Raw genomic sequence first — 25,121 nt, 5'->3', positions numbered from 1 at the left:
GATGTTATGCTACCGGCATGAAAACTCTGGCTGACGCTATCTCGCAATGGACCCGGGATGAAGAAGACTACTATTCCCCCATTTCCAATCTGTACCTGTACCGGCGCAGCGCGCCGACCACGCCGCACGTCTGCATGGTAGAACCGAGCATCGTATTTGTCGCCCAAGGGGCCAAGCAATTGGTGATTGGCGAACAATGCTACCGCTACGATGCAACGCGCTTCATGGTGACCGCGCTGAACCTTCCTGGCAGCTCCCAGGTGCTGGAAGCAAGCCCGGACCAGCCCTGCCTCGGCCTGGTTTATAAGCTCGATCTGCGAACGATCGCCGAACTGGCGACGCATAGCCGGCGCCCGACACCGGCCGACATTGCCAGCCAGGGCGCCGCTGCCATCGGCAGCATGACGCCTGCCCTGGCCGATCCGTTCCAGCGCCTGCTCGCCCTGCTGGACGAGCCGGAGGCGCTGCCGGTTCTGGCACCCCTGGTCGAGCGCGAAATCCACTACAGGCTGCTGCTCAGCGACCAGTCCGCGCGCCTGCGCCAGATGGCCTCCGTCGGCAGCCATAGCTTCCGTATCGCGCGTGCGCTCGACTGGCTACGCCTGCACTACGCAGAGCCGCTGCACGTCGACGAACTGGCCGCGCACGTCAAGATGAGCGCATCCAACCTGCACCTGCATTTCCGCCAGCTGACGACGATGAGCCCCTTGCAGTACCAGAAATGGCTGCGCTTGAATGAGGCTCGGCGCCTGATGCTGAATGAGCAGCTGGATGCAGCCAGCGCGGCGTTCAGGGTGGGCTACGAAAGCCCTTCGCAGTTCAGCCGCGAATACAGCCGCCTGTTCGGCGCGCCCCCCAAGCGCGATATCGACGCCATGCGGCGCGAAGCTGCCGCAGCCTGAAAGGCCAAAGAGGATCAGGCAAGAAATCAGTGGAATCGTGCTATTAGCCGCCAGAACCCGCTCCCTAGAATGCAAGCTTGCATTTCCACATGAGCGGAGAGTACGGAATGATCACACTGAATATCAACGGCAAGGCGACGCGCGTCGACGTCGCCGCCGACACCCCTTTGCTGTGGGTGCTGCGCGATAATCTGCAGCTGACCGGCACCAAATACGGCTGCGGCATGGGCTTGTGCGGCGCCTGCACGGCGCACCTGGACGGCACGCCGATCCGCTCCTGCAGCACGCCCGTTTCGGCCGCGGTAGGCAAGAAGATTGTCACCATCGAGGGCGTCGACCGCGCACGCATCGGCAAGGTGGTGCAGGAAGCCTGGAAGAAGCTCGATGTAGTGCAGTGCGGCTACTGCCAGTCCGGCCAGATCATGAGCGCTGTCGCACTGTTGGAAGGAAATCGCAAGCCATCGGACGCCGACATTGACGCTGCCATGGCCGGCAATATCTGCCGCTGCGCCACCTACGTGCGCATCCGCGCCGCCATCCACGACGCCGCACAGGAGCTGGCATGAACCTCACTACTCCTCGCATTGAGAATGGCAGCCGCCGCGACTTCCTGCGCAGCGCTGTGCAAGCTGCCGCCGGCTTGACGCTGGCCGTCTACCTGCCCGGTGCGCAAGCCGCCACCGCTGCTGCAAGCACACCGGAATTCGAGCCGAACGCCTTTGTCCGCATCGGAACGGATGGCATGGTAACCGTCATTTCCAAGCACCTGGAGATGGGCCAGGGTGCCTACACCGGCCTTGCCACGCTGGTGGCCGAAGAACTTGACGCTGCCTGGTCGCAGGTTCGCGTGGAAGGTGCTCCGGCCGACGCCCGCCGCTACAACAACCTCGCATTCGGTCCCTTCCAGGGTACCGGCGGCAGCACCGCCATTGCCAACTCCTGGGAGCAGATGCGCAAGGCTGGCGCCAGCGCCCGTGCCATGCTGGTCTCGGCTGCCGCCGCACAGTGGAAGGTTCCCGCCGGCGATATCCGCGTCAGCGAAGGGATCGTCACGCATGGTGCGCGCAAGGCCACCTTCGGCGAGCTGGCGCCTGCCGCAGCAATGCTGCCGGTGCCCGCCAACGTGGTGCTGAAATCGCCCGAGCACTTCAAGCTGATCGGCAAGCACGCGCCGCGCAAAGACAGTGCCGGCAAGGTCAATGGCCGTGCGCAGTTCACCCAGGACATGCACCTGCCAGGCATGCTGACGGCAGTTGTCGCCCATGCGCCGCGCTTTGGCGCAACGGTCAAATCCTTCGACGCGAGCAAGGCCAAGGCCATCAAGGGAGTGGTGAACGTGGTGCAGATCCCGACCGGCGTGGCCGTGCTGGCGCAGGACACCTGGAGCGCGAAGAAAGGCCGCGACGCGCTCAAGATCGTCTGGGACGAATCCAGGGCGTTCAAGCTGGGCAGCGAAGAAATCTTCGCCCGGTACCGCACGTTGGCGCAACAGCCTGGCCTGGTCACCCATAGCGCCGGCGATGCCGATGCCGCCCTGGCGCTCCCTGGCCGTGTGCTGCGCGCCACCTATGACTTCCCCTACCTCGCTCATGCAGCAATGGAGCCGCTGAACTGCGTCGTGCGCATCGGCGAAGGAGAATGCGAGCTTTGGTACGGCGCCCAGTTCCAGTCCATCGACCAGCCATCTGTCGCTGCGCTGCTTGGCTTGGCGCCCGAGAAAGTGAAGATCAATATGCTCTACGCGGGTGGCAGCTTCGGCCGTCGCGCCAGCAAGGACGCGGACTTCGTGCTGGAGGCGGTGCAGATCGCCAAGGCAAGCAAGTCCCGCGCGCCAATCAAGATGGTCTGGCTGCGCGAGGACGACATGCGCGCCGGATACTACCGCCCTGCATTCCACCATGCGCTGGAGGCAGCGCTGGGCGAAGACGGCCGTCCAACAGCCTGGCGCCACCGCCTGGTAGGCCAATCAATCGTGGCCGGGACTGTATTTGCTGGCATGATGATCAAGGACGGCGTTGATGCCGTCTCCGTCGAGGGTGCAGCCAATCTTCCGTATGGCATTCCCTCCATGCGCGTCGAGCTGCATTCTCCGGCCGATATTCAGGTGCCGGTGCTCTGGTGGCGCTCGGTCGGTTCGACCCACACCGCCTATTCCACCGAAACCTTTATCGACGAACTGGCCAGCATCGCCAAACAGGACCCGGTGGCCTACCGCCTGGCATTGCTCGACAAGCATCCGCGCCATGCGGGCGTGCTGAAACTGGCCGCCGACAAAGCCGGCTGGGGCCAGCCGCTGCCGGCAGGAGCACAAGGCACGCGGCGCGGCCGTGGCATCGCTGTGCATGAATCCTTCGGCAGCTACGTCGCCCAGGTAGCCGAAGTGACCGTGAGCGCCGACGGCAGCTTCACTGTCGACCGTGTGACCTGTGCCGTCGACTGCGGCATGGTGGTCAATCCCGACGTGGTGCGCGCGCAGGTCGAAGGCGGCGTTGGGTTCGCCTTGTCGGCAGCACTGCATGGGGCCATCACGCTGAAGGATGGCGCGGTGGAGCAATCCAACTTCCACGACTACGCCCCGATCCGCATCACCGAAATGCCTAAGGTGGAAGTGCATATCGTTCCGTCGGCCGAAAAGCCTACCGGCATTGGCGAGCCGGGCGTGCCGCCGCTGGCACCCGCGCTGGCAAACGCGCTGGCTGCCGCTACGGGTAAACGGGTGCGCAGCCTGCCGATTCGCACGGAGGAGCTGAAGGCCTGATGGAAAGTGTGGATTTGCAGGTACTGGAGGCCGCCCGCCGCTGGACGGGCGACGGAGGACTACGACAACACAATCTGCGAGCCGCGCGGCGAGTACGGCACCGAATGGCGCGTGCCCGGCACCAAAGTGGTCACTTCGATGCCCGATGACGCATTCCTGTCCATGCACGCCGACCCGCGTTGCGCTGTCGTCGCACTGACGCACGATCCTAAGCTGGACGATATGCTGCCTGGCGCGCCACTTCGATTTCTCGCCCGAGGAATTGGCGCGGTTGCACGGTCCGATCGGTCTCCCCATCGGCAGCCATACGCCGCCGGAAATCGCCGTCGCGATCGTGGCGGAAATGACTGCCGTACGCCACGGCGCCCCGATCGCTTTGCGCAACGTTTTGCCCTGACGCCTTATCGAAGGTGCCAAACCAGGCCAAGCTTCTCGAACCCGCGAATGATCCACCCGCCAAAATCGAGATGCTTGGGCAGGTTCATCGCCGAGGTAGGACGTGCATGGTGGTGGCTGTGCAAGCCCTCTCCGAGCAATAACAGCGCAAAGAAAACATTGTCCCGTGATTCGTTATCGCTGCCAGCCACCTTGTTTCCAAACATATGGCCGAATGAATTTACCGACCATGTCAGTTGGTGAAGCAAGGCGACCCGAGCCGCACCAGCCCAGAATATGCACCTGGCCATCTCGCCTTCGCCGCCAAGCCAATAACCGACAGCACCCGGCAGGACCAGGCCCACGACAACGATCGGCCAGTAGAACCTGGAAAGAGCAACGATGCTGCGATCGGCAAGACAGTCCGGGGCATAGCGCTCCGGCTGCGAAACCCTTCCATAAATCATCCACCCCATGTGCGCATGGAACCAGCCCTGCAAGCGATTTGAGATCGGGCCGCGGTCGGAAAACCACGGCGAGTGGGGATCGAAGCGCTTATCGGCGAAACGGTGATGCCGCCGGTGATCGGCCACCCAGCGCGTGACGTCGCCCTGCATCGCCCAGGTTCCAAGCACGCCCAGGCACACCTTGATTGTCCGGCTGGTCTTGAACGCATGATGGGTGAAATAGCGATGCATGCCGATCGCAACGCCGATCACGGTAAGAGCGAAGAAAACACCGAAGACAAGCAATGTGCCGACCGTCGGCGTGAGCTGGGAGGAGCCGGTTGCCGCAATCGCCGCCATCAGGATCCAGGGCAGGAATATGGACGCCAGATTGAGAATCCTGTTACTCCAGTTTTCCATGGCGATTTGCGAGATATGTGGATCCTTCACTGACGCACGCTGCGAGGGGCACTCGAATTATTTGGACAGCAAGATACTATTCTCAAACACCCCGTCACGCAACCTCGACTCCCTGCGCCATATTGAAAACCCGGCCGGGGTCGTACTGCTTCTTGATTTGCGAGAGGCGCGCGTAATTCGCGCCGTAATACGCCGATTGCCAATCTCGAAGGAGCGGGTCGAGATAATTCACGTACGCCCCGCCACTGCTCCAGGCTTTCATTACGCCGCGCATGCGGTTGGGAAATGCGGTGTCGTAGACGGCACGGGATTGCCAGGTGGCGTATTCCACGCTGAACAAGGCCTTGCGATGGACAAAGGCGGTAGCATCGGCTGCGACGCGGCTGATGGCGCCGCCCATATGGTCGAAGATGTACGAGCCCGAAATTCCGGCCGCCATGGCATCCTTCACCGACTGGTTCAATGCAGCGATGCCGGCCGCCGGCAGCAACTCATTAAAGAAGTCGGAACTCAGTACCTCGTCGTATCGCGTCTTCCGCCCCTCCGGGGAGTAGCCGCTCAAGCTGCACTCTTTCAACGGGATCCCGGCACACATGCTCCAGGCGACATCGCGGTAAGGCAGCTGACTGATGGCGCTGCTCATATCCGAGCTGGCGACGCCGGTGGCCGCGAGGAAGCTGTTCCAATATGGTTGCAGGAAGCCTGATGTGCCGAGGCAGTAGGCAGTCACGGTGCACGATGCGCCACCGGAACCAAATTGCATGTAGATCTGGGCCCAGATATTATCGGGCAGCGATTGCGGCCAGCGCTGCCAGGCATCGAACATGGCAGGGAAATCCTGGAAACGGAAGTCGGCACGGGCAACGCTGATGTCCTCGATCCGATGGGTCTTGAACGTGAACGACGTGGCCACGCCGAAGTTTCCGCCGCCACCGCCACGCAAGGCCCAGAACAGCTCCGGCTCCGTATGCGCATCGCAGCTAAGCACACGTCCATCGGCCGTCACCACCTCCGCCGCCAGCAGGTTATCGCAGGTCAGCCCGAACTGCCGATCGAGGATGCCGATACCCCCACCCATCGTGATGCCCGCAATGCCCACTGTCAGGCAAGTGCCGGAGGGGATGCAGACGCCGTTTGCGATCAAGGTGTCGTACACCTCAGCCAGGCGCGCCCCCGCGCCAACCTTGGCCGTGCCATTGGGGTTGACCTGGATGGCATTCAGCGGCGTGACGTTCAGCACGACACCTGTAGTGGTCGACGTCCCCGCCCAGCTATGGCCACCGCAGCGCGGCGTCACCGCCAGCTTATTGTTGCGCACGAACGCCAGGCCGGTCCTGACGTCTTCCACCGAATTGCACTTGATGATGGCCGCAGGCTTGGTGGCGTCGAACCGCATATTCGCCAACAGGCTCGCGGCGGCATAGGCGCCATCACCGGGCCGCAGCAACTGGCCACTCAGAGAAGTCGACAGGCTGGTCCAGTTCAGGCCCGACTCTCCCGGAGGAACCGGGGGCGTTGGGCTGCCGCTCGAACCACCGCCACCGCACCCTGCCAGCAACGCTGCCGACGCCCCTCCAGACAACTCCAGAAACCGCCTGCGATCCATGTGCTCTCCCCTGGTGATATGCCAAATCGGCCGAGGGAAGTGATCTTAGCACTAAATTAATTAATTGGTATGTAATTGGTATACATCACTCTAACGCGAGGGCGCCTGCAAGGCCAATGAACAATATCGCAGTGCAGCGCTGCAGGATTGCCATGCGCGGCCCGGACATGACCCGCGTTCCCGCTGTCGCAGCCAGCAGCACATAGCTCAGATGGGCGACCAGGGTGCATGCCACGAAGGTCAGGCTAAGCAGCAGAAACCGCATGACATCAACGCTTCCCGGTGGCATGAACTGGGGAAAAACAGCGGCAAAGAACAGGATCGCCTTGGGATTGCTGCAGGCGACCAGCATTCCGCGCCGGAACACCGCGCCGCGGCTGCTGCCTTCCGGCGCGCTCGCCTGGGCCGCCGTCCCAACCTGGCCCGCGGTGCGCCATTGCTTCACGCCCAGCCAGGCCAGGTAAGCCGCGCCGGCCAGCTTCAGGACGGAAAACGCAGGCGGCCAGGCCTTGAACACCAATCCCATGCCGCCCACCGCCACGCACGAGACCAGGAAGACGCCGACGGCGTTGCCGGCGGAACTGTACGCCGTGCGGCGCGCGCCCAAAGTCAGCGTAGTGGAAACCGCCAGCAGCACGGCTGGACCTGGGCTGAAGGTGGCGGCAAGAGCCATGGCCAGGAACGCCAGCCAGAGGGAAAGGGTCATCGTTGTCATGCCGCCAGTATCCGGCCTGGGGAGCGGATTAAAAATAGCCTAAAATTAACAACATCTTTAACTCAGGATTAAAAATGCATGGACAAGATGCGCAGCATGGAAGTGTTTGTGCGTGTCGTGGATGCGGGTAGTTTCACTGCCGCCGCGCGTACCCTCGACATGTCGACCGTGATGGTCAGCAAGCACATTGGCGCCCTCGAGCAACTGGTCGGGGCGCGCCTGCTGCATCGGACCACGCGCAGCCAGAGCCTGAGCGAAATCGGCCAGCAGTACGCCGAGCAATGCCGGCATATCCTGCAACTGGTGCGTGCGGCGGAGACCGGCGCGCTGGCGATGCGCACGGTCCCGCGCGGCACGCTCAAGATCAGCGCACCGGCGGCGTTCGGCAGCCGCTGCCTGGCGCCGGCCATGGCGGAATACCTGGAATCGAATCCCGAAGTGAACCTCGAACTCGACCTCTCGAACCGCTTGTCCGACTTGGTGGAAGAAGGCCTGGATGCCGCCATCCGCATCGGCCCCTTGAAGGATTCCAGCATGGTGGCGAGGCCGCTGACGTCTTTGCAAATGATGGTCTGCGCCGCACCAGGCTACCTGGCGCGCCATGGCGTACCACGCACGCCCGCCGAATTGTCGCAGCACCGCTGCCTGGACTTTTCCCATTGGCGGCATGACGCGCGCTGGCGTCTCGGACAAGCCGGTACGGAAGAAGGGACCCCACCTCATTGCCGCATGCGTTCGAACAATGGCGAAGCCTTGCGCCTCGCTGCGGTTGCGGGCCTGGGCCTGGTGATGCAGGCGGATGCCGTGCTGGCCGACGAAATTGCGGCCGGCCGGCTGATTCCCATCCTGCATGAATACTGGCCGGCGCCCCGCCCGATGCACCTGATCTACCCGCGCGACCGGCAGTCGACGCCCAAGCTGGCCAGCTTTGTCGAATTCGTGGTGCAACGCTTCGGCACCACGCCGCGCGCCTTTTAGAGAAACGGCCAGCCGGCTACGGTGGCGCTGATGACAACTCAAATGGACTGACCATTCATCACGGCAGTAACCTGGCTTGCACTCAGCGCGCCATGATAGATTCGGAAGTCGTCGAGGCTGCCGCTGAAATAGGGTTCACCATCGCGTTGCGAGCGCCCAATCCAGTTCTGGTCAGTATGTCCGATCTGGGCTGGCGTTAACATCATGCCGGTGTTGCTGCCTACTGCAGCGCCGTTCACATAAACCGTACATAGGCTGCCACTCAGCGTAACAGCGATGTGGAACCAGCTCGCGCGCGGCAGCGCCCATCGACAATCCACTACCATCTCGCCATCACGCTCGCCAACAGGCGATCAGCAAGGAGGACACATGGAGCGGAAAGCAGGAGCATTGGCATGAGCGCAAGGCAGGCCAGCGCGCCAGCCGCCCACCCGAATCCGATCGCACGCCAAGCGCCGCCTGGCACCTTTGGCAAGCCGAGCTGGCCCGCCTTGCGCCGCTTGAAATACATGACCCAGCCGGAAACCAGCGAGAACAGGGTTCCCACGCCAAACACGATCAGCAAGGCCTGGTTCCACCAGCCGAATTCACCGCGGTGGAACGGAATGCCGACGGTGGTCGCCTTGCCAAAGGCAGTCTGCTCATCCCAGCCGGACCGGTACAGCACGCGGCCACTATAGGCGTCGAGCGCAGCATCAAAGCGAAGCTGAGGGCGGCTCCGCTCGGCCATGCCGATTTTCCAGATGCCATGCGGACCAGCCGGCGGCGTCAATTGCAGCGCCACGCCCGGCGCCAGGGCGCGGGCTTTATCGAGTGCGGTCTGCCAGCTCATAGCGGTAGCAGGATCGGCATGTTCGGAAGCCAGCCCGCGCGGCATTTTGGGTGATGCCTGCCCGGTCAGGTCGCGCAGGTAGCGTACTTCTTCGCCAGCGTATTTACTCCACGTCAAACCGGTCGTGAGGATAATCAGGGTCAAGACACCAAACCCCACGCCAAAGAAGGCGTGCCACTGGCGCCACGCTTCGCGGCCCCGCTTGCCAAGCTTCGGCAAGCTGGCCTTGGGCCACCACAGGGCAACACCTGTCAGCAGCATGACCATCAGCCAGCTGGTCGCCAGTTCGATCATCCAACGCCAGGTCTCGCCTTGCAGCAAGCGCGAATGCAGGCGTTTTGCCCACTGGCTGAAACGTTCCTCATTCGCCTGGCTGCCCAGGACTTTTGCATCAGCCGGGTCGACGAAGTAGGTCACCGCGCCGGCAGGCGGGCCGAACGCCGGCTTCTTCGGCGCAGCCGGCGCGTGGCCGGCATGCTGCTGGTGCTCGCCACTATCAGCGCCGCCGGCCGCAAAGGTCACCTTGACCGATTCGTCCGGCGCGGCCGGCACCACGACCGAATGCAATTGCGACATTGCAGGCGCCGTGGCATGCGCTGCGCCGACCATGGCGTCTAGCGATACGTGTTTTTCCACTGGCTGTACCAGTTCCATCGCCCCATACAGCCTGGCTTCAATTTGCGGGGTAAAGGCATACAGCAGGCCGGTCAGCGCCGCGACTAGCGCAAACGGGGATGCCACCAGTGCCGCCCACCAATGCACGCGCCACAACAAGGCGGTACGGGCCGATTTCATACGTTGGTCTGTCATGCCCTGCTCACTTTCCATAGGTGTAAGTCAGCCCCATCGCGACGCTGCGCGGTGAGCCCTGGGTATACTGGTTTTGCGTATTCGGTACGTAACTGCCGCTGCCGGAATAAGAGCTGGAGGCGGAATCGGCATAATGTCTGTCGCCGACGTTGCGTACCTGCATCCAGACTTCCCAGCCATTGCCCAGGCGGTAAGCGCCGCGCAGGTTAAGCAGGGTATGCCCGCCGTATTCCACCGTGTTGGCGTTATTCATCCAGTACCGTCCCTGGTGTACCACTTCCAGTGCGACGCGCGCGCCGGCCATCGGTTTGTAAGCAATTTCAGCGGTGGTCATGTCACGTGGTGCTTGCGGCATATCGTTGCCACTGAAGTCCTGGGTGCTCGACAGGCGGTAGCTGTCATACCGATGGCGTGCAATGGCGGTGCCAAAACGCGCATCGACCAGTTTGCCGTCATAATTCAGGCCCAGCTCCACGCCCTGGCTGCGCGTACGGCCGGCGTTGCGGTTCTCGCTGCTGCCCGGCGAAACGGTATAGCTGACGATGGTGTCGCGCCCAGTCAGGCGGTACAGCGCCGAATCCAGGCTCAACGCGCCACCCAGGAAGGCCAGGCGCATGCCCAGTTCGATATTGCGGTAGGTGGCCGGGTGCAGGTCGGCGATGCCGGTCTTACCGTACAACTGGCTGACTTCAGGCGGCGTGAAGCCATCGCTGATATTGCTGTAGACGTTGGCGTTTGGTCCCAGCACATAGCTGGCGCCAATCTTCGGGCTGAAGCGCGCGAAGCTGCGCTTCTCATCCGGGGCACCGTAGTTGGTGCTGCCCTTGGGCGCCAGGCGGTTTCGGTAGTCATATTCGATCTGGTCGGACCGGCCGCCCGCCACCACGCGCAAATGCGGCAACGGCGTGAACTCCCATTGCGCGAACAGCGCGTCATTGTCGATATCGGTGGAATAATCGCGCACGCCCAGCGGCTGGGTCGCGCTGGCCAGGGTGTAGCTGACATAGCGTCCGCTGGCCGGCTCACGCACGATGCTCAGGTTATCGCTGACAAATGGATTGCCAGTGCGGTCAATATAAACGCCGGCGACCAAGCGCGAATCGAGCCAGCGGAATTCCTGTACATGCTTGAGGTCGACGCCGCGCGAATCGACATGGTTATTGTTCTTGGCGCCCTTGCACAAGGTCGCGCTGCAGCTGCCGATCTGGTAGCTCGGGATCTGGCCGTGGTCGTTGCGGCGCGTGAACAGGGTCACCGTGGTGGTGCCGCCCGCCGTGGTTTCACCCTCCCACGCCACGGTGGCGCGGGTAGTCAGGTCCCTGCGATAGGTGAAGGTGTTGATGCTCTTGCCATTACCAGCCTGGTAGTCGTTCTCGAACAGGCTGCCGGCCATGGCCGAATCGAGGTCGGTACGCACCAGCGTTGCCCTGAGTTGGGACGTGGCAGTGAGCGCATAGTCGGCACGCAGGGTGAAGGAATCCTTATCGCCATAGCTGTATTGCTGCCAGTTGTCGCGGCTGCGGCGGCTGCTGTAGTGCGAAAAGCGCAGGCCGAAGCGGTCCCAGGTATTGCTGGCTGCGGTGTCGATGCGGCTGAAGCCGGCGACCGGCTCGCGGCGCACGCCGAACATCGCATACGGCTTGCGCGATGGCGCGGCTGTCATCAGGTTGATCGCGCCGGCGACAGCATTGCTGCCATAGAGCGATGAGGCCGGGCCTTTCAGCACTTCCACGCTGTCGGCGCCCGCCAGGTTCATCTCGTTGAGCGAGTTGTGGTTGAACACGCCCAGCGGACGAATGGGAATCCCGTCCTCCAGGTACTGATACACGGAAGCGGTGGTAATCGGCTGGCGGATGGCCATGCTGTGCTGCTCGTTGCCAAGATCGTTCCAGTGCACGCCGGCGATGCGGTTCAGCGCATCACCCATGGTTTTCGGCTTGTCGCGTTGCAGGACATCGAGGTCGACCACGCCAATGGCACTTGGCGTCTCAGACAGCTTGGTAGCGCTGCGTGCGGCACTGATCACGACAACCTCGACCAGGGCGGATTCTTCGGCCCGGGCTTCGGTGCCAAAGGCCGCCAGGATCGAGAAGGAAAGCAAGGTGAGTTGAATGGTCTTGTTCTTACTACTCTTCATCATTTCACCTGGACCAGACGGAGGACGGTTGGACTGGTGGCGGCGTATTGCAGCATGTAGCCGTTCCACACACCGAGGGCGATAATGGCTGCGAAACAGGCGCAGCGAATGGCTTGCAGGCACAGTGAGAACTGCGCGCGCGACATGATTGGGGTCATGGCGACTCCTGATAAGGTCGAAAACGGTTTATCCGCGCGAACACGGAGACAGCCTGCAACAAGGCAGGCAGGTTTCAGAAACTCAGATCAGGCAGCGGCGGGCGGAGCGCGCGACTGTGCGGGCGCCCAGGTGAATAGAGTCCGGGGGACTTGGAGAAACAGGCGGGGCACTGCCGACACCAGGCCGGCAGGATGGATGACAATCGGTGACGCTGGAATGGGACCGGCTATGTCGGTATGCGTGGCGCAGAAGGGGCAATGCTCACCATGAATCAGCGAACCAGATGGCTTTTGCGAGCTGTCGGCATCGGTGATCTTGACCAGCTTCATGCCGCCAGTGGTACAGATCTCGATCCAACCATCACCCGACTGCGCGCGAGAAATCGACGGAGCCAGCACAGCAAACACCATCGCCAGGCATGCAAGCCAGGCGGTGAAGCGGTGAAGGCGGCTATTTCGATTCATAGGGCCGCGATTTTATCACAACGCCAAGTCTCGAAATATTAGGAAGGCAACCATCGCATGCGCGGCACGCACCTGCCGCTATCGGGCTGACAGAGGTCAGAGAAAAGGCCAGCTCAGAATACCCTTGGCATGCAGCACAGGCCGCAGTACCAAGTACCCGACTGCAAAGCCGATTGCCAGCAGGCTGAGTGGATCCCCCATTGCAGCCAGGAACACGCCGCCGACAACGGTGGCAGCCACCAACACCATCAGCCAGACTTCGATACTCGCGAAAAACGGCGCGGCATGGCGCCAGGTGTGGACGATCAGCTTGAGCGCTTCCCGGGGAGTTTTGACGGGCTTTTGCATAAAATCTCACCAACTGTGCCAACTGCACAAAAATCGAGGCCGGAAATGAAAAATCCCCGCCGAAGCGAGGATTTTTCATTCTTTTGGAGGCGAGGGCCGGAATCGAACCGGCGTACACGGCTTTGCAGGCCGCTGCATAACCATTTTGCTACCCCGCCGAAGGGGTCACACAAGAGCCGCGGCAGGTCGCGTGTCTCTTCGAATTCTGGAGCGGGAAAAGAGTCTCGAACTCTCGACCTCAACCTTGGCAAGGTTGCGCTCTACCAACTGAGCTATTCCCGCATGGGTTTGAAAAACTTGGAGCGGGAGAAGAGTCTCGAACTCTCGACCTCAACCTTGGCAAGGTTGCGCTCTACCAACTGAGCTACTCCCGCATGGAGTTATTTCATTTACTACTACTGCTGCTCCAGTGAACTGGAGCGGGAGAAGAGTCTCGAACTCTCGACCTCAACCTTGGCAAGGTTGCGCTCTACCAACTGAGCTACTCCCGCATTTCAGAGGAACCGCATTATCGCAGAAACATTCTCATATTTCCAGTGCGATTATTACTGCTTGCTTCCTACTTTGTCGCCGATGACGTTTGGAGCGGGAGAAGAGTCTCGAACTCTCGACCTCAACCTTGGCAAGGTTGCGCTCTACCAACTGAGCTACTCCCGCTTCGCATCGCTGCGTCGTCATCAACAGCAGGCCAGCATTATAGATGATCCAAAGACGCTGTCAAGGGGCAATATTGTTATTTACGATAAGTTGCCCGAGCGTTCCTTGATCATGGGCCATGCCTTCTTGAGGTAATAGAACATGGACCACACGGTCAGCACGCTGGCCAGCCACAGCAGCAGGTCGCCCCAGAAGCGGGTATCGATCGCGCCCCAGAGCACGTCGTAGTACAGCAGCATCGGGATGGCGCTCATTTGCGCGGCCGTCTTGATCTTGCCGATCGAACTGACCGCCACCGATTTGGAGGCGCCAATCTGCGCCATCCACTCGCGCAGCGCGGAAATGGTGATTTCGCGGCCGATGATGATAAAGGCGACGATCGGATGGCAGCGGCCGCCGTCCAGGTTCAGCAGCACCAGCAAGGCGCCTGCCACCATCAGCTTGTCAGCCACGGGGTCGAGGAAGGCGCCAAAGGCCGAGGTCTGGTTCCAGCGGCGGGCCAGGAAACCGTCGAACCAGTCGGTCACCGCGGCAACGATGAAGATCAGCGTGGCGGCCAGGTTGCGTTCGTGCGGGGTGAGCCAGGTGACAGGGAGGTAGAACACGCCAACGACCAGGGGAATCAGCGCGACGCGCAACCAGGTCAGAAGGATCGGGATGTTGAAAGGCATATGCGGTGTATAAGAATTGTAATGACGCGCCGCTAGTGTATAACGGCGGCGCATTCAAAGCCACTCTAGTGCAATTGCCTGTAGATTTCTTCGGCCAGGGTGTCGGAAATACCCTCCACCGATTTCAGGTCCTCGATACTGGCGTTCATCACGCCCTTCAGGCCGCCGAAGCGCGATAGCAGCTTTTGCCGGCGTTTGGCTCCGATGCCCTCGATCTCCTCAAGGCGCGAGGTCTGGCGGGCCTTGGCGCGTTTGGCACGCATGCCGGTGATGGCGAAACGGTGCGCTTCGTCGCGGATCATGGCGACCAGCATCAGGGCCGCTGATTCCTTGCCCAGTTCCTGCGGCGCGCGTCCGTCGACGAAAACCAGTGTCTCCAGGCCGACACGCCGGCCCTCGCCTTTCGCCACGCCGACGATCAGGCCGATATCCAGCCCCAGTTCGACAAACACCTGGCGCGCCATTTCGACCTGGCCTTTGCCGCCGTCGATCAGCACCACGTCTGGCATCACGCCATCGCCGCCGGCCACTTTCTCGTAACGGCGCGTCAGCACCTGGCGCATGGCGGCGTAATCGTCGCCCGGCGTGATGTCGTTGATGTTGTAGCGGCGGTATTCGCCGTTCTGCATCTGGTGATGGTGGAACACCACGCAGGAAGCCTGCGTCGCCTCGCCGGCCGTGTGCGAAATGTCGAAGCATTCCACGCGCAGGGTGTCCAGGTCTTCGTTCTCCAGGCTCAGCGCGTCGGCCAGTGCGCGGGTGCGGGCCTGCTGCGAGCCTTGCTCGGACAGCAGCCGCGCCAGCGAGATCTCGGCGCCCTTCTGCGCCAGGTCCTGCCATTGGCGGCGTTGGCCTTGCGGCTGGAAGATCAGGTGGATGCGGTGGCCGCACTGCTCCTGCAACGCCAGGATCAGCTCCGGCTGGTCGAATTCGATGTTCAGGATCAGCGTGCCGGGAATGCTCTTTTCCGTGTAATGCTGCACCAGGAAAGCCGACAACACTTCCTGCTCGATCGGGCGCTCGGCTACCACCTCGGCATCCATCACATGGGTCGGGAAGTAGGCGCGGTCGCCCAAATGGCGGCCGCCGCGCACCATGGCCAGGTTGACGCAGGCACGGCCGCCCTGCACCACCACCGCCAGGATGTCGACGTCCTGGTCGCCGGTGGTTTCCATCGACTGCTGGTGCAGCACTTTGGACAGCGACTGGATGCGGTTGCGCACCACCGCCGCCTGCTCGAATTTGAGTTCGGTGGCGTAGGCGAGCATCTTCTGCTCCAGCTCTTCCATCACCTCGCTCTGGCGCCCGCGCAGGAAGCGCGCCGCGTTATTGACGTCGTTGCGGTAATCCTCGGGTGCGATCAGCCCCACGCAAGGACCGCTGCAACGGCCGATCTGGTGCAGCAGGCAGGGCCGCGTGCGGTTCATGTACACGCTGTCCTCGCAGGTGCGCAGCATGAACACCTTTTGCAGGATCTGCATCGACTCCTTCACCGCCCACGACGAAGGGAACGGGCCGAAATACTGGTGCTTGCGGTCCACCGCGCCGCGGTAGTACACCATGCGCGGCACATCGCCGCCCGTGATCTTCAGGTAGGGATAGCTCTTGTCGTCGCGGAACAGGATGTTGTAGCGCGGCTGCAGCGCCTTGATCAGGTTGTTTTCCAGGATCAGGGCCTCGGCCTCGCTGCGCGTCACCGTGGTTTCCAGGCGCGCGATGCGCTCGACCATCAAGGCAATGCGCGGGCTCGACAAGTTCTTCTGGAAATAGCTCGACACGCGCTTTTTCAGGTCGCGCGCCTTGCCCACGTAGAGCACCTTGTCTTCGGCATCGAAGTAGCGGTACACGCCGGGCAGGTTTGGCAGCTTGGCAACGGTGGCCAGCACCTGCTCACGTGGGTCTAGGGTGTTTTCAGTCATTCGCTCGCTCGACGATCGCATAGGCGATCGCGTAATCCTCTTCATCGCTCACGGAGATATGGGCGACCAGCGCATTCTGCAACATGAATTCGCCCAGCGCGCCGCTGCAGGCCATGTAAGGCTTGCCCAAATCATCATTCAGCAGTTGCGCCGTGTGCCAGGTCATCGGCGGGCGCAGGCCCAGGCCGAGCGCCTTGGAGAACGCTTCCTTGGCGGCGAAACGGGTCGCGGCGTAGCGCACGCCGCGTAGCGGGCTGCGGGCGCTGCGCTCCAGGTAGACCAGGATTTCATCAGGACCGAGGATCTTGCGCGCAAAGCGCTCGCCGCTGCGCTCCAGCGCGGCAGCGATGCGGGGCACCTTGCTGACGTCCGTCCCGATCCCGTAGATCATTTTGCGCCCAGGCGGGTCGACACCATGATGGCTTTCATTTCGCGCACGGCATTTTCCCAACCGGCAAAGATGGAGTGCGCCACGATGGCGTGGCCGATGTTCAGTTCCGCGATGTCCGGAATGGCGGCGATCGCCTGCACATTGGTGTAATGCAGGCCATGGCCGGCATTGACCTTCAGGCCATTCTGCACGCCCCAACGCACGCCGTCCTTGATGCGCTGCAGTTCGCGCGCCTGCGCCTCGCCTTCGGCATCGGCATAGGCGCCGGTATGCAGTTCGATCACTGGCGCGCCAACCGCCGCGGCGGCCTTGATCTGCTCCTCATCGGCGTCGATGAACAGTGAGACGCGGATGCCCTCCCCTTGCAACTGCTTGACGGCGGCTTGCACCTCCTTGTGGAAGCGCACCACATCCAGCCCCCCTTCGGTGGTGATCTCGGTGCGCTTTTCCGGCACCAGGCACACGTCGGCCGGCTTGATGCGGCAGGCGAAGTCGATCATCTCCTGCGTGACGGCCGCTTCCAGGTTCATGCGCGTCACCAGTTGCGGCGCCAGCGCGATCACGTCGGCATCCTTAATGTGGCGCCGGTCTTCGCGCAGGTGCAGGGTGATGCAGTCGGCGCCGGCCTGCTCGGCCAGCAGCGCGGCGCGGATCGGGTCGGGATATGCGGTGCCGCGCGCATTGCGCAGCGTGGCGACGTGGTCGATGTTCACGCCGAGGTCGATGACAGTGCCGGAAGGAGACAGGAAGCTCATTTTTTCTTTTCTTAAAGTTGCAGCAAATCGATCAATATCTGGCGCGTGTTCAATGGCGCGCCGCCAAGGTGCCAGGACAACAGGTAGCGCATCAACTGCTTGCTTTGCGCCTGCGTGGCAGGGTCGGCGTAATCCTCGCGCTCCATGTCCAGCAAGGTTTTGCCGGCGACGCGCGGAGCCGTGTCCTCGTCGCGTTCCGGACGCGGGCCGCGATCGGGGTCCACCACGTAATGTACATCGGCCAGCACTTTCGTGCGCGAGGCGGTGCAGCGCGTCAGGTCGGCCGCCACGCCGGTCTCCCTCAGCAGCGCCATTTCGAACTTGCGCAGCACGATCGGCGCCGGTTCGTTGTGGGCCAACTGGTTCAGCGTGGAGACGTAATGATCGAACAGCCTGGCATGCGCATCGTCGCGCGCGGTCAGCTTGACCAGCAGTTCGTTCAGGTAGAAGCCGCACAGCAGCGCGGTCTTTTCGAGCGGCAGCATGCCGCCGACCCAGTCGGCATCGGTCAGCGTACGCAGCTCGTTCTTGCCGGTCCAGCCGGTGGTCAGGGGCTGGAAAGTCTGCAGCACGCCGCGCAACTGGGAGTGCGGCCGCTTGGCGCCTTTCGCGATCAGTGCCACGCGGCCGTAATCGCGCGTGAACAGTTCGACGATGAGCGAGGTTTCTTTGTAGGGATAGCTATGCAGCACGAAGGCCGGCTGCTCGCTGACCCGCGTACCGACGGTGCGCTGCTGCCCTGGCGCGCGGCGGCGCTGGGAGGGCGCAGCGGCTGCCAGGTCAGACATTATTCGTAGCCGTATGCGCGCAGGCCGGCTTCGTTATCGGCCCAGCCGGATTTCACTTTCACCCAGATCTCGAGGTAAACCGGGCCGCCGAACAGCTTTTCCATGTCCTGGCGGGCCTGGGTGCTGACTTCTTTCAGGCGCGCGCCCTTGTTACCGATGATCATGGACTTGTGGCCGTCGCGCTCCACCAGGATGGCGGCGAAAATGCGGCGCAGGTTGCCTTCCTGTTCGAACTTCTCGATCAGCACGGTGCTGGTGTAAGGCAGTTCATCGCCGACAAAGCGGAACAGTTTTTCGCGCACGATCTCGGACGCCAGGAACTTCTCGCTGCGGTCGGTGATGTCGTCCTCGCCGAAGATCGGCTCGTTCTCCGGCAAGTACTTCTTGATCTCGTTCTGCAGGCCATCGAGCTGGAAGCGCAGCTTGGCGCTCACCGGCACGATCGCGGTGAACTGGAACTTTTCGGCGATCTGCTGCGCGAACGGCATCAGCACCGCCTTGTCTTTCACCCGGTCGGACTTGTTGATCACCAGGATCACCGGCACGTTTTTCGGCAGCAGATCCATCACCTGCTGGTCGGCCTGGCCGAAGGTGCCCGCTTCCACGATGTACAGGATCAGGTCCGACGATTCCAGCGTATTGGTGACGGTCTTGTTCAGCGTCTTGTTCAGCGCATTCGAGTGGCGGGTCTGGAAGCCCGGCGTATCGACGTAGATGAACTGGGCGTCCGGCACGGTCTGGATGCCGGTGATGCGGTGGCGCGTGGTCTGCGCCTTGCGCGACGTGATGCTGACCTTGGCGCCGATCAGCGTATTCATCAGGGTCGACTTGCCGACGTTCGGGCGGCCGACAATGGCGATGTAGCCGCAACGGAAGCCGGCGGGAGTGGGTGCGCTAGTCATGATGCAAACTCGATTCAGTTATTGTTTGGCCAGCTTCTTGTCCGCTGCCGCTTCGCCCTGGACCGTGGCGATGCCGGCCAGCTTGAGCTGGGCCGAGCGCTGGCGCGGCTTGCGGCCGGCAGACGGCGCTTTCTTCAGCGCTTCCTCGGCGACTTCCAGCGCCAGCTTGGCAGCGGCCTGCTCGCCGGCGCGGCGGCTGCCGCCCCGCCCGAACACCTGGATGCCCAGCTTGGGCACCAGGCACTCGATCTCGAACTCCTGGCTATGCGCGGCGCCATGGGTGGCCACCACATTGTACAAGGGCAGCGAGATCTTCTTCGACTGCAGGAATTCCTGCAGCAGGGTCTTGGCATCCTTGCCCAGGGTCTGCGGATCGACCGAGTCCAGGATCGGGATGTAGAAGGCGCGGATCACGGCCGCGGCCTGGTCGAAACTGCCGTCCAGGTAAATGGCGCCCAGCAGGGCTTCCAGCGTATCGGCCAGGATGGACGGGCGGCGGAAACCGCCCGATTTCAGTTCGCCTTCGCCCAGGCGCAGGAACTGCGACAGTTCCAGCTTCTGGGCGATTTCGAACAGGGATTGCTGCTTGACCAGGTTGGCGCGCACGCGCGACAGGTCGCCCTCGTCGAGGGAGTTGTAGCGTTCGTACAGAATGGAGGCGACCACGCAGTTCAGGATCGAGTCGCCGAGAAATTCCAGCCGTTCGTTATGCAAACTGCTGTGGCTACGGTGCGTCAAGGCTTGCTGGAGCAATCCAGCATCCTGGAACGTGTAGCCCAACCTGGTTTGCAATAACTGTAAATTCATCACTTATTCTTCAACCTTCTTCTTGGCGCCTGCCTTCGCAGTCGTGCCTTCATACTCGAGCAGGAGGCTGGCCGGGCCGACCAATGGGATCTTCTTCTCGTAAGCGAAGCTGATTTCGGTTTCGCCGCCCAGGCGTTCGATGATCAGTTCGTTCGATTTCAGGCTGGTGATATAGCCCACCTCGACACTCTTGTTGTAGGAATCGATAATCCCCTTGGCGGAGCCGCCGCCATCCTTCTTGGCGTGTTCGATCGCATTCATGATGGTGCGGTACTCCAGGAAGGTCGGCAGGACCTGCGCAGCGACCAAACCAACACATCCAAGGATGGCAATGACAATAATCAGGCCAATCAGGCTGATACCACGTTCGTGCTGCTTGCGCATAAGTTCTGTTCTCCCTCTCTGCTTAGCGGATGCCGCCAAGACGATCAAAATTGAAATTACCCAGGTTCATCCAGACAAAGAAGGCTTTGCCTACGATATTCTTGTCCGGCACGAAACCCCAGATACGGCTGTCGGCACTATTGTCCCGATTGTCGCCCATCATAAAGTAATTTCCTTCAGGAACTACACACGAAAAGCCTTCGTAATTGTAGGTGCACGCCTCGCGGTGCGGATAATTGTCGTCCACCTGGCCGAGCAGCACGGACGGCGCCTTCTCGTTGTTCAGGATGCGGTGTTGCACATCGCCCAGCTGCTCGGTGAATTGTTTCTGGTAAGTAAGGGTACCTTCTTCCAGGTAGTCTTCCATCGCGGTATAGCCAACCACCTGGCCATTGACCGTTAAGCGCTTGTTTTGATACACAATTTTATCACCCGGCACGCCGACCACCCGCTTGATGTAGTCCTGGCTCATATCCTTCGGATATTTGAACACCATCACGTCGCCACGCTGCGGATCGTTGATCTGCACCACCTTCTTGTTGATGATAGGCAGGCGGATGCCATAGGTGTATTTGTTCACCAGGATCAGGTCGCCCACCAGCAGGGTCGGCACCATCGACGAGGACGGGATCTTGAACGGCTCCCACAGGAAGGAACGCAGGAAGAACACCAGCGCGATCACCGGGAAGAAGCTGCCCGAGTATTCGATCCAGGTGGGCTGGCGCAGGATGTCCGCTTCCAGCTTGGAGCGCGCATTGCCCTGCTCGTCCATGCGGATGCCATTGGCGGCCGAGCGCGCCATGCGCTCGTCGTATTCGACCAGCGCCCGGTTGGCGGCAGCGCGGCGCTGCCTGGAGAACACCACCAGGTCGAGGACCCAGATGATCCCCGTCACCACCATCAGGACGAACAGGATGAGTGCGAAATTGCCCAGGATGGATTGCAGTGTCATTTCTCTTCCACTTGAAGGATTGCCAGGAATGCCTCTTGCGGGATCTCCACGGAGCCCACTTGCTTCATGCGTCGCTTACCTGCTTTCTGCTTCTCGAGCAGTTTCTTCTTGCGGCTGATGTCGCCGCCGTAGCACTTAGCCAGGACGTTCTTGCGCATCGCCTTCACGTTTTCACGCGAGATGATGTTGGAGCCGATCGCGGCCTGGATCGCCACGTCGAACATCTGGCGCGGGATCAGTTCGCGCATCTTGGCCGCCACCGCGCGGCCGCGGTATGGCGCATTGGCGCGGTGCACGATGATGGCCAGCGCATCGACCTTCTCGCTGTTGATCAGCATGTCGACCTTGACCACGTCAGCGGCGCGGTTTTCCTTGAACTCGTAGTCCATCGAGGCATAACCGCGCGAGGTGGACTTCAGCTTGTCGAAGAAGTCCAGCACGATCTCGGCCATCGGCATCTCGTACACCAGTTTCACCTGGCGGCCGTGGTAGGCCATGTCCATCTGGATGCCGCGCTTGCCGATGCACAGGGTGATCACGGAACCGACATACTCTTGCGGCATGTACAGGTTGACGGTGACGATCGGCTCGCGCACTTCGTTGATGTGGCTTGGGTCCGGCATGCGCGACGGATTGTCGACGTGCAGCACGGTGCCGTCGCGCATTTCCACCTCATACACCACGGTTGGCGCCGTGGTGATCAGGTCCATGTCGAATTCACGCTCCAGGCGCTCCTGCACGATTTCCATGTGCAGCAGGCCCAGGAAGCCGCAGCGGAAGCCGAAGCCCAGCGCTTGCGACACTTCCGGCTCGTACATCAGTGCGGCGTCATTCAGCTTCAGTTTTTCCAGCGAATCGCGCAGGGCGTCGTACTGGTTGGCTTCCACCGGGAACAGGCCGGCGAACACTTGCGGCTGCACTTCCTTGAAGCCCGGCAGCGGCGCCGGAGCCGGCTTGGCCACGGTGGTGATGGTGTCGCCCACGCGCGCCGCTTTCAGTTCCTTGATGCCGGCGATCACAAAGCCTACCTGGCCCGCGCTCAACTGCGGCAGCGAGACCGAGCGCGGCGAGAAGATACCGATATCTTCCACCAGCTGCACCGAATCGGTCGCCATCAGGCGAATCTTTTCCTTTGGACGCAAGGTACCGTTCACCACGCGCACCAGCATCACCACGCCCACGTAGGAGTCGTACCAGGAATCGATGATCAGCGCTTGCAGCGGCGCTTCCGGGTCGCCCTTTGGCGGCGGCACTTTGGCAATGATCGATTCGAGCACGTCTTCCACGCCCAGGCCGGTCTTGGCCGAGCAGTGCACCGCGTCGCCGGCTTCAATGCCGATCACGTCTTCGATTTCGGCGATCGCGGTGGGCGGGTCGGCGTTCGGCAAGTCGATCTTGTTCAGTACCGGTACCACTTCCACGCCGAGGTCGAGCGCGGTGTAGCAGTTGGCCACGGTCTGCGCTTCCACGCCTTGCGACGCGTCGACCACCAGCAGCGCACCTTCGCAGGCCGACAGCGAACGGCTGACTTCATAGGAGAAGTCGACGTGGCCCGGGGTGTCGATCAGGTTCAGGTTGTAGATCTCGCCATTGCGCGCCTTATATTTCAGGGCAGCGGTCTGGGCTTTGATGGTGATGCCGCGTTCACGTTCCAGGTCCATGGAGTCCAGGACCTGCGCTTCCATCTCGCGGTCGGACAGGCCGCCGCACAACTGGATGATGCGATCCGCCAGCGTGGACTTGCCGTGGTCAATGTGGGCGATGATGGAAAAATTGCGAATGTTGTTCATTAAAAATCGAAACGAGCTATAACAAAAAGGCGCTTGAGCGCCTTTTTATGGAAATCAATGCAAGGGTAACCCCCGGCATTTTACCGGATTTCAGAGGGGAAAGCCGGATTTCTCGAGAAACCTTATGAGAACAGTAATTAATTCGACAACACGGCCCGTACTTTGGCCTCATCCAGGAAGTAATGGCACAGCTCCGGCGCATCCAGGTCGGCAAACAGCACCGGCACCAGCTCATCGAAGCGCGCCACCAGGGCCGCGTCGGCATCGACGTCGATGACCTCGACGGTGAACCGCCGTTCCGGGGTTTGCAGGGCATGCAGGGCTGCCAGCATGTCGTCGCACAGGTGGCAATAGGAGCGGGAGTACAGGGTGAAGTGCATTCAGGGCTTGCGTGGGCTGGTGGTCGCCCCCTCGGGCGCGGGCTACCATTGTAGCGCGCCGGGACCGATGTTGAGAATGATCGCCAGCATGGCGCCCTCGGGGCAAGCGCAGTGGGCAGCGACATGCAACGCCGCCGCGGGCTGGCCGCCTTGATGGGCGACCAACGCGCGGCGGCGCCGGTTGCAGCGCTGCTTACTTGGACGCCGGCGCCGGACGCAGCGAGAAATGCTGCGCCTGGTTGCCGCGCCGCACCAGCACGGCGGCGGCACGCTTCGGATCGAGCTTGGCCACGGCAGCATTGAACTGCTTGGCATCCACGATATCCTGATTATTCAGCATCAGCAGGATATCGCCGCGGCGCAGCCCGGCCACCTCGGCCGCGCCCTCCGTGTCTTCGACCACCACGCCGCCGGTCACGCCCAGCTCGCGCTTTTGCGCCGCAGTCAGGTCGCCGACCACGAAGCCGAGCGCATTCACCGCCGTGGCTGGCGCCTCATCCTTCTTCTCGCCCCGCTTGCCACCCGGGCGGCCGGCCACCTTGTTGTCCGGGTCGGCCTCGCCCACGGTGACGTGCACATCGGCCGGGGCACCCTTGCGCCACACGGTCAGCGTCGCTTTCGAGCCGGGCGCGGTACCCAGCACCATGCGGGTCAGGTCGGCGAAGCGGTCGATCTCCTTGCCGTTGTACTTGGTGACCACGTCCCCCACCCGCAGGCCGCCCTTGTCGGCCGGGCTGCCCGGCTCGACCTGGGTCACTTCGGCGCCCTTGTTGTTCTTCAGGCCCAGCGACTCGGCGACGTCCTTGTTCAATTCGCCGATCTGCACCCCCAGCCGGCCGCGCGTAACCTTGCCGGATTTCTTCAGTTGCTCGGCCACGCGCATGGCCTCGTCGATCGGGATCGCGAAGGAAATGCCGTTATAGCCGCCCGACAGCGTCGCGATCTGCGAATTAATGCCGATGACTTCGCCGCGCAGGTTGATCAGCGGGCCGCCCGAGTTGCCGGGATTGACCGCCACGTCGCTCTGGATCAGCGGCAGCAGGTCGCCGGTATCGCGCGCCTTGGCCGAGATGATGCCGGATGTCACGGTGTTCTCAAGATTGAACGGCGAGCCGATGGCAATCACCCACTCGCCCACCCGGGCCTTGTTCGGGTCGCCGATCGTCAGGTAAGGCAGCTTGCCGCCATCGATTTTCAGTACGGCCACGTCGGCGCGCGCATCGGCGCCCAACACCTTGGCCTTGAACTCGCGCTTGTCGGTCAGCGTCACGTACACCTCGTCGGCGCCATCGACCACATGGGCATTGGTCAGGACATAGCCGTCGGCCGACACCACAAAGCCCGAACCGATGCCGCGCTGGATTTCCTGGCCCGGGGCCGGCAGGTTGCGCCGGCGCGGGGCTTGGCCCTGGCGCGGTATCTGGCCGCCGAAGAAGCGGCGCAGGAATTCCTGCATTTCATCGGCCTGGCCGGCCGCGTCGACATCGCGCTGGGTAATGCGTTCGGTGGTACGGATATTCACGACAGCCGGGCCGACCCGTTCAACGAGGTCGGCAAAGTCCGGCAATCCGGCCACGGCGGGAGCCGCAGCATAGGCGGGCGCGAAACCGGCAACGGCTGGCAAGCCGAGGGAGGCCGCGCTGAGGACCAGCGCAGAAATCATGGTTTTTTTCATGGTTGCGTTAAGTGAAAGTCAATGAAGAACAAGCAATATAAATCAGCTTCGCGTTAAACGGGAGCCGGATATTGTGACGATATGTTGCGGGCATCCCCGC

General features: G+C 62.1%; 25 protein-coding genes, 5 tRNA genes and 1 pseudogene. 5 read left to right on the top strand and 26 right to left on the bottom strand.

Features of this window, described 5'->3' with window-relative positions; genetic code table 11:
- Positions 1-17: 17 nt before the first annotated feature.
- From BM269_RS11620 to BM269_RS11605, 4 genes and pseudogenes are all read left to right on the top strand, one after another.
- The gene (locus tag BM269_RS11620) at positions 18-902 is read left to right on the top strand and encodes an AraC family transcriptional regulator (RefSeq protein ID WP_090437169.1); all 885 of its coding nucleotides are present in this window, start codon (positions 18-20) and stop codon (positions 900-902) included.
- 107 nt (positions 903-1,009) lie between these two features.
- Positions 1,010-1,468, top strand: a complete 459-nt coding sequence (locus BM269_RS11615) for a (2Fe-2S)-binding protein (protein WP_090437168.1) — start codon at positions 1,010-1,012, stop codon at positions 1,466-1,468.
- On the top strand, positions 1,465-3,660 hold the full coding sequence (locus BM269_RS11610) for a xanthine dehydrogenase family protein molybdopterin-binding subunit (protein WP_090437167.1): 2,196 nt from the start codon (positions 1,465-1,467) through the stop codon (positions 3,658-3,660). The genes BM269_RS11615 and BM269_RS11610 overlap by 4 nt, the downstream gene beginning before the upstream one ends.
- A 57-nt stretch (positions 3,661-3,717) precedes the next feature.
- Positions 3,718-4,057 (top strand): annotated as a pseudogene (locus BM269_RS11605) (XdhC family protein); the annotation flags it as partial.
- Between the two features lie 4 nt (positions 4,058-4,061).
- Here BM269_RS11605 and BM269_RS11600 read toward each other — a convergent pair.
- The 3 genes from BM269_RS11600 to BM269_RS11590 form a co-directional block, all read right to left on the bottom strand.
- Complete coding sequence (locus tag BM269_RS11600) at positions 4,062-4,901, bottom strand: acyl-CoA desaturase (RefSeq protein WP_090437166.1); 840 nt, start codon at positions 4,899-4,901, stop codon at positions 4,062-4,064.
- 94 nt (positions 4,902-4,995) lie between these two features.
- Entirely contained in the window at positions 4,996-6,507 is a 1,512-nt protein-coding gene (locus tag BM269_RS11595) for an FAD-binding oxidoreductase (protein ID WP_090437165.1), read from the bottom strand.
- Between the two features lie 85 nt (positions 6,508-6,592).
- On the bottom strand, positions 6,593-7,213 hold the full coding sequence (locus tag BM269_RS11590; RefSeq protein ID WP_090437164.1) for a LysE family translocator: 621 nt from the start codon (positions 7,211-7,213) through the stop codon (positions 6,593-6,595).
- Between the two features lie 87 nt (positions 7,214-7,300).
- Here BM269_RS11590 and BM269_RS11585 point away from each other — a divergent pair, with 87 nt between their 5' ends.
- Positions 7,301-8,200, top strand: a complete 900-nt coding sequence (locus tag BM269_RS11585; protein ID WP_090437163.1) for a LysR family transcriptional regulator — start codon at positions 7,301-7,303, stop codon at positions 8,198-8,200.
- A gap of 38 nt (positions 8,201-8,238) precedes the next feature.
- Here the strand turns inward: BM269_RS11585 and BM269_RS11580 are convergent, their stop codons facing one another.
- The 23 genes from BM269_RS11580 to BM269_RS11475 all read right to left on the bottom strand — a co-directional run bounded on the left by BM269_RS11580 (position 8,239) and on the right by BM269_RS11475 (position 25,009).
- A complete protein-coding gene (locus tag BM269_RS11580; protein ID WP_229204600.1) occupies positions 8,239-8,520 on the bottom strand; it encodes a LamG domain-containing protein in 282 nt (93 codons plus the stop codon).
- Entirely contained in the window at positions 8,520-9,842 is a 1,323-nt protein-coding gene (locus BM269_RS11575) for a PepSY-associated TM helix domain-containing protein (RefSeq protein ID WP_090437161.1), read from the bottom strand. The genes BM269_RS11580 and BM269_RS11575 overlap by 1 nt, the downstream gene beginning before the upstream one ends.
- A 7-nt stretch (positions 9,843-9,849) precedes the next feature.
- Positions 9,850-11,982, bottom strand: coding sequence for a TonB-dependent receptor (locus BM269_RS11570; RefSeq protein ID WP_229204599.1), 2,133 nt, complete (start codon positions 11,980-11,982; stop codon positions 9,850-9,852).
- A complete protein-coding gene (locus BM269_RS29435; RefSeq protein ID WP_170860349.1) occupies positions 11,979-12,137 on the bottom strand; it encodes a hypothetical protein in 159 nt (52 codons plus the stop codon). Before BM269_RS29435 ends, BM269_RS11570 begins: the two co-directional genes overlap by 4 nt.
- Before the next feature lie 87 nt (positions 12,138-12,224).
- Positions 12,225-12,602: a DUF2946 domain-containing protein gene (locus tag BM269_RS11565; protein ID WP_090437159.1), complete on the bottom strand. Its 378-nt coding sequence runs from the start codon at positions 12,600-12,602 to the stop codon at positions 12,225-12,227.
- Between the two features lie 96 nt (positions 12,603-12,698).
- Positions 12,699-12,950 carry a hypothetical protein gene (locus BM269_RS11560; RefSeq protein WP_090437158.1) on the bottom strand — a complete coding sequence of 84 codons (252 nt, stop codon included), beginning with the start codon at positions 12,948-12,950 and terminating at the stop codon, positions 12,699-12,701.
- Positions 12,951-13,034: 84 nt separating this feature from the next.
- Positions 13,035-13,108: transfer RNA gene (locus tag BM269_RS11555), tRNA-Cys, on the bottom strand.
- Between the two features lie 48 nt (positions 13,109-13,156).
- Positions 13,157-13,232 (bottom strand) — tRNA-Gly (locus BM269_RS11550).
- Positions 13,233-13,248: 16 nt separating this feature from the next.
- A tRNA-Gly gene (locus tag BM269_RS11545) sits at positions 13,249-13,324 on the bottom strand.
- A 41-nt stretch (positions 13,325-13,365) separates the two neighbouring features.
- Positions 13,366-13,441 (bottom strand) — tRNA-Gly (locus BM269_RS11540).
- Between the two features lie 90 nt (positions 13,442-13,531).
- Positions 13,532-13,607 (bottom strand) — tRNA-Gly (locus tag BM269_RS11535).
- Positions 13,608-13,687: 80 nt separating this feature from the next.
- A complete protein-coding gene (gene pgsA, locus BM269_RS11530) occupies positions 13,688-14,278 on the bottom strand; it encodes a CDP-diacylglycerol--glycerol-3-phosphate 3-phosphatidyltransferase (RefSeq protein ID WP_055936323.1) in 591 nt (196 codons plus the stop codon).
- Between the two features lie 65 nt (positions 14,279-14,343).
- On the bottom strand, positions 14,344-16,197 hold the full coding sequence (uvrC, locus tag BM269_RS11525) for an excinuclease ABC subunit UvrC (protein WP_090437157.1): 1,854 nt from the start codon (positions 16,195-16,197) through the stop codon (positions 14,344-14,346).
- Positions 16,190-16,588: a holo-ACP synthase gene (acpS, locus tag BM269_RS11520; RefSeq protein WP_090437156.1), complete on the bottom strand. Its 399-nt coding sequence runs from the start codon at positions 16,586-16,588 to the stop codon at positions 16,190-16,192. The genes uvrC and acpS overlap by 8 nt, the downstream gene beginning before the upstream one ends.
- On the bottom strand, positions 16,585-17,343 hold the full coding sequence (gene pdxJ, locus BM269_RS11515) for a pyridoxine 5'-phosphate synthase (RefSeq protein ID WP_090437155.1): 759 nt from the start codon (positions 17,341-17,343) through the stop codon (positions 16,585-16,587). The genes acpS and pdxJ overlap by 4 nt, the downstream gene beginning before the upstream one ends.
- Positions 17,344-17,354: 11 nt before the next feature.
- Positions 17,355-18,131, bottom strand: a complete 777-nt coding sequence (gene recO, locus BM269_RS11510) for a DNA repair protein RecO (RefSeq protein ID WP_090437154.1) — start codon at positions 18,129-18,131, stop codon at positions 17,355-17,357.
- Positions 18,131-19,033, bottom strand: a complete 903-nt coding sequence (gene era, locus BM269_RS11505) for a GTPase Era (RefSeq protein ID WP_090437153.1) — start codon at positions 19,031-19,033, stop codon at positions 18,131-18,133. Before era ends, recO begins: the two co-directional genes overlap by 1 nt.
- A gap of 18 nt (positions 19,034-19,051) precedes the next feature.
- Complete coding sequence (gene rnc / locus BM269_RS11500; RefSeq protein WP_090437152.1) at positions 19,052-19,840, bottom strand: ribonuclease III; 789 nt, start codon at positions 19,838-19,840, stop codon at positions 19,052-19,054.
- Positions 19,841-19,843: 3 nt separating this feature from the next.
- A complete protein-coding gene (locus tag BM269_RS11495) occupies positions 19,844-20,224 on the bottom strand; it encodes a DUF4845 domain-containing protein (RefSeq protein WP_090437151.1) in 381 nt (126 codons plus the stop codon).
- 22 nt (positions 20,225-20,246) lie between these two features.
- Positions 20,247-21,176 (bottom strand): signal peptidase I, encoded by a 930-nt coding sequence (gene lepB, locus BM269_RS11490; protein WP_090437150.1) that lies wholly within the window; start codon positions 21,174-21,176, stop codon positions 20,247-20,249.
- A complete protein-coding gene (lepA, locus tag BM269_RS11485) occupies positions 21,173-22,966 on the bottom strand; it encodes a translation elongation factor 4 (protein ID WP_090437149.1) in 1,794 nt (597 codons plus the stop codon). Before lepA ends, lepB begins: the two co-directional genes overlap by 4 nt.
- A 137-nt stretch (positions 22,967-23,103) precedes the next feature.
- Positions 23,104-23,346 carry a glutaredoxin family protein gene (locus BM269_RS11480; RefSeq protein ID WP_090437148.1) on the bottom strand — a complete coding sequence of 81 codons (243 nt, stop codon included), beginning with the start codon at positions 23,344-23,346 and terminating at the stop codon, positions 23,104-23,106.
- Between the two features lie 193 nt (positions 23,347-23,539).
- Complete coding sequence (locus tag BM269_RS11475) at positions 23,540-25,009, bottom strand: DegQ family serine endoprotease (RefSeq protein ID WP_229204598.1); 1,470 nt, start codon at positions 25,007-25,009, stop codon at positions 23,540-23,542.
- Positions 25,010-25,121 lie beyond the last annotated feature (112 nt).

It is taken from the genome of Duganella sp. CF458 (assembly GCF_900113115.1).
GTDB lineage: Bacteria > Pseudomonadota > Gammaproteobacteria > Burkholderiales > Burkholderiaceae_D > Rugamonas.
Note: the sequence above shows the minus strand (reverse complement) of the source record. Positions and strands in the feature narration are given on the sequence as shown.

What these genes read in the sequence shown, in the direction of transcription:
- BM269_RS11620 (WP_090437169.1), top strand. Translation starts at nt 18, where the DNA reads ATGAAAACTCTGGCTGACGCTATCTCGCAATGGACCCGGGATGAAGAA.
- BM269_RS11615 (WP_090437168.1), top strand. Translation starts at nt 1,010, where the DNA reads ATGATCACACTGAATATCAACGGCAAGGCGACGCGCGTCGACGTCGCC.
- BM269_RS11610 (WP_090437167.1), top strand. Translation starts at nt 1,465, where the DNA reads ATGAACCTCACTACTCCTCGCATTGAGAATGGCAGCCGCCGCGACTTC.
- BM269_RS11600 (WP_090437166.1), bottom strand. Translation starts at nt 4,901, where the DNA reads ATGGAAAACTGGAGTAACAGGATTCTCAATCTGGCGTCCATATTCCTG.
- BM269_RS11595 (WP_090437165.1), bottom strand. Translation starts at nt 6,507, where the DNA reads ATGGATCGCAGGCGGTTTCTGGAGTTGTCTGGAGGGGCGTCGGCAGCG.
- BM269_RS11590 (WP_090437164.1), bottom strand. Translation starts at nt 7,213, where the DNA reads ATGACCCTTTCCCTCTGGCTGGCGTTCCTGGCCATGGCTCTTGCCGCC.
- BM269_RS11585 (WP_090437163.1), top strand. Translation starts at nt 7,301, where the DNA reads ATGGACAAGATGCGCAGCATGGAAGTGTTTGTGCGTGTCGTGGATGCG.
- BM269_RS11575 (WP_090437161.1), bottom strand. Translation starts at nt 9,842, where the DNA reads ATGACAGACCAACGTATGAAATCGGCCCGTACCGCCTTGTTGTGGCGC.
- BM269_RS11570 (WP_229204599.1), bottom strand. Translation starts at nt 11,982, where the DNA reads ATGATGAAGAGTAGTAAGAACAAGACCATTCAACTCACCTTGCTTTCC.
- BM269_RS29435 (WP_170860349.1), bottom strand. Translation starts at nt 12,137, where the DNA reads ATGACCCCAATCATGTCGCGCGCGCAGTTCTCACTGTGCCTGCAAGCC.
- BM269_RS11565 (WP_090437159.1), bottom strand. Translation starts at nt 12,602, where the DNA reads ATGAATCGAAATAGCCGCCTTCACCGCTTCACCGCCTGGCTTGCATGC.
- BM269_RS11560 (WP_090437158.1), bottom strand. Translation starts at nt 12,950, where the DNA reads ATGCAAAAGCCCGTCAAAACTCCCCGGGAAGCGCTCAAGCTGATCGTC.
- pgsA (WP_055936323.1), bottom strand. Translation starts at nt 14,278, where the DNA reads ATGCCTTTCAACATCCCGATCCTTCTGACCTGGTTGCGCGTCGCGCTG.
- uvrC (WP_090437157.1), bottom strand. Translation starts at nt 16,197, where the DNA reads ATGACTGAAAACACCCTAGACCCACGTGAGCAGGTGCTGGCCACCGTT.
- acpS (WP_090437156.1), bottom strand. Translation starts at nt 16,588, where the DNA reads ATGATCTACGGGATCGGGACGGACGTCAGCAAGGTGCCCCGCATCGCT.
- pdxJ (WP_090437155.1), bottom strand. Translation starts at nt 17,343, where the DNA reads ATGAGCTTCCTGTCTCCTTCCGGCACTGTCATCGACCTCGGCGTGAAC.
- recO (WP_090437154.1), bottom strand. Translation starts at nt 18,131, where the DNA reads ATGTCTGACCTGGCAGCCGCTGCGCCCTCCCAGCGCCGCCGCGCGCCA.
- era (WP_090437153.1), bottom strand. Translation starts at nt 19,033, where the DNA reads ATGACTAGCGCACCCACTCCCGCCGGCTTCCGTTGCGGCTACATCGCC.
- rnc (WP_090437152.1), bottom strand. Translation starts at nt 19,840, where the DNA reads ATGAATTTACAGTTATTGCAAACCAGGTTGGGCTACACGTTCCAGGAT.
- BM269_RS11495 (WP_090437151.1), bottom strand. Translation starts at nt 20,224, where the DNA reads ATGCGCAAGCAGCACGAACGTGGTATCAGCCTGATTGGCCTGATTATT.
- lepB (WP_090437150.1), bottom strand. Translation starts at nt 21,176, where the DNA reads ATGACACTGCAATCCATCCTGGGCAATTTCGCACTCATCCTGTTCGTC.
- lepA (WP_090437149.1), bottom strand. Translation starts at nt 22,966, where the DNA reads ATGAACAACATTCGCAATTTTTCCATCATCGCCCACATTGACCACGGC.
- BM269_RS11480 (WP_090437148.1), bottom strand. Translation starts at nt 23,346, where the DNA reads ATGCACTTCACCCTGTACTCCCGCTCCTATTGCCACCTGTGCGACGAC.
- BM269_RS11475 (WP_229204598.1), bottom strand. Translation starts at nt 25,009, where the DNA reads ATGATTTCTGCGCTGGTCCTCAGCGCGGCCTCCCTCGGCTTGCCAGCC.